Source organism: Polaromonas sp. P1_G2 (genome assembly GCF_056405515.1).
The window spans coordinates 1-697 of record NZ_JBFUBY010000630.1; the positions used below are offsets into that span (position 1 = coordinate 1).

Here is a 697-nt window from a genome sequence, read left to right on the forward strand (position 1 = left end):
GGAATGGAACGTCACCTCGCCGAAGAACATCAAGGTCTTCTTTGTCGGCGATGGCACCGTCACCGCTCCAGCTGGCGAAAATTTTACCGCGAAGGCCTGGACCCAGGACGAGATCAATGCGGCGATGAAGGCCTATGGCACGTGGAGCGATGTCGCCAACGTCCATTTCACCCAGGTCTCGGACCCCAGCCAAGCCAATTTCTTCATGTTCAAGGCGCCAGCGTCAGCTTTCAGCGGTAACGAGCTCGCGCATTGGGATGTGGATGGTGGGACGGCGACCCTCGGAAGCACCAGCTATCAGATTGACGGAGCCGGAGTATACAATGCCGATACGACCGAATGGACCAACCTGCAGCCGGGCGGCGACGGCTTTCTGACGCTTATCCATGAGATCGGCCACGGCATGGGGCTGGCCCATCCTTTCGACAATGGCGGCGGCTCAGCGGCCCTGCCTGGCACCACCGATCCCTTTGGTCAGTTGGGCGCGTTCAGCCTCAACCAAAGTGTGGATTCGATCATGGCCTATAACCGAAGCTTTGCTCAGGCCTTTGGAAGCGCCTACCCGCTCGATTATGGCGGGGCCGCCAGTCCGATGGCGCTCGACATCGCCGCGATGCAGGGCATGTATGGGGCCAACACCGATCACAACGGCGCCAACGACACCTATGTGCTGCCGACAGCCAATGCGAAAGGTACC

General features: G+C 60.0%; 1 protein-coding gene. It reads left to right on the forward strand.

Annotated elements, in window-relative coordinates; genetic code table 11:
- On the forward strand, positions 1-697 hold a 697-nt coding region (locus AC1D0P_RS26615; protein ID WP_477679472.1), incomplete at both ends, for a matrixin family metalloprotease.